Below are 2,194 nucleotides of genomic sequence, written 5' to 3' on the forward strand. Positions count from 1 at the left end.
TTCTCAAGTCAAATAGTAGTCCCGGGCAGACTCGAACTGCCGACCCCTACATTATCAGTGTAGTACTCTAACCAGCTGAGCTACGAGACTCTGTTTTTCTTAAGTTTTATCATTTTTTTTAAATCGACAGCAAGAGTAATAAAGCTTTGCATCCAAAACCATCCGATATGCATCTTTTTTCCCCAACGTGTGCAAGCACTAACATATGAGGCTCTAGAAAGGAGGTGTTCCAGCCGCACCTTCCGGTACGGCTACCTTGTTACGACTTAGCCCTAGTTACCAGTTTTACCCTAGGCAGCTCCTTGCGGTCACCGACTTCAGGCACCCCCAGCTTCCATGGCTTGACGGGCGGTGTGTACAAGGCCCGGGAACGTATTCACCGGATCATGGCTGATATCCGATTACTAGCGATTCCAGCTTCACGGAGTCGAGTTGCAGACTCCGATCCGAACTGTGACCGGCTTTGTAGATTCGCTCCTGGTCGCCCAGTGGCTGCTCTCTGTACCGGCCATTGTAGCACGTGTGTAGCCCAAGGCGTAAGGGCCGTGATGATTTGACGTCATCCCCACCTTCCTCACAGTTTGCACTGGCAGTCTTGTTAGAGTTCCCGACTTGACTCGCTGGCAACTAACAACAGGGGTTGCGCTCGTTATAGGACTTAACCTGACACCTCACGGCACGAGCTGACGACAACCATGCAGCACCTTGTAAATTGTCTTGCGAAAGATCTGTTTCCAAACCGGTCAATCTACATTTAAGCCTTGGTAAGGTTCCTCGCGTATCATCGAATTAAACCACATGCTCCACCGCTTGTGCGGGCCCCCGTCAATTCCTTTGAGTTTCATTCTTGCGAACGTACTCCCCAGGTGGGATACTTATCACTTTCGCTTAGCCACTGAGATTGCTCCCAACAGCTAGTATCCATCGTTTACGGCGTGGACTACCAGGGTATCTAATCCTGTTCGCTACCCACGCTTTCGTCCATCAGCGTCAATCCACTGGTAGCAACCTGCCTTCGCAATTGGTATTCCATGTAATCTCTAAGCATTTCACCGCTACACTACATATTCTAGTTGCTTCCCAGTAATTCAAGTCCAGCAGTATCAATGGCCGTTCCACCGTTGAGCGATGGGCTTTCACCACTGACTTACTAGACCGCCTACGGACCCTTTAAACCCAATGATTCCGGATAACGCTTGGATCCTCCGTATTACCGCGGCTGCTGGCACGGAGTTAGCCGATCCTTATTCTTACGATACCGTCAAGCTGATTCACGAATCAGTGTTTCTTCTCGTACAAAAGCAGTTTACAATCCATAGGACCGTCATCCTGCACGCGGCATGGCTGGTTCAGGCTTGCGCCCATTGACCAATATTCCTCACTGCTGCCTCCCGTAGGAGTCTGGTCCGTGTCTCAGTACCAGTGTGGGGGATCTCCCTCTCAGGACCCCTACCCATCGTAGCCTTGGTAAGCCGTTACCTTGCCAACTAGCTAATGGGACGCATGCTCATCTTTCACCGTTGTGACTTTAATTATAAAGTGATGCCACTCTATAATACTATGAGGTATTAATCCAAATTTCTCTGGGCTATCCCTCTGTGAAAGGCAGATTGCATACGCGTTACGCACCCGTGCGCCGGTCTCTAGCACCGAAGTGCTATACCCCTCGACTTGCATGTGTTAAGCCTGCCGCTAGCGTTCATCCTGAGCCAGGATCAAACTCTTCATCGTATATTTTAATATTATATAATCGATGCTTCTCTAGTGGTTCTTTTCGAATCTTCCGACTCTATTACTCTTATTCTGTTTGTTTTGAAATCTCTTTCAAAACGGCTGTCAATTCAATATGTCTACGAACGTAATTTTTTGCCTTTCGCTTGTCTCTCAAAGCGGGTGCAAAACTAAAACTTCTTTTTGTTTCTCGCAAGAAAAACTTGAAATATTTTGAAACTTTTTTTTCGCCTCAATATTCTCGTCTTTCCTCCAATCTATCAATGAACTTTTCCCTGTTTTGCGGGGTGCAAATGTAAAAGCTTCTTTCGAATCCCGCAAGCTTTTCGCAATCTTTTTTTGAAAATTTTTCTCAGTTTGATTCCGTATTCCTTGCCAGTGTTTCAGTGAACGTCTTTCGTTGTTGCGGGTGCAAAAGTAGCACCTTTATCCAGTTATACAAGCTTTTTTATCCTCTTTTTTT

General features: G+C 46.9%; 1 tRNA gene and 1 rRNA gene. Both read right to left on the reverse strand.

The features are described 5' to 3' along the window. Positions 1-16 precede the first annotated feature (16 nt). Positions 17-90, reverse strand: a tRNA-Ile gene (locus tag RB619_RS21010). A gap of 127 nt (positions 91-217) precedes the next feature. Beyond that, positions 218-1,731: ribosomal RNA gene (locus RB619_RS21015) — 16S ribosomal RNA — on the reverse strand. Positions 1,732-2,194: the final 463 nt, after the last annotated feature.

It is taken from the genome of Flavobacterium sp. LHD-80 (assembly GCF_030929605.1).
In the GTDB taxonomy this organism is placed as follows: domain Bacteria; phylum Bacteroidota; class Bacteroidia; order Flavobacteriales; family Flavobacteriaceae; genus Flavobacterium.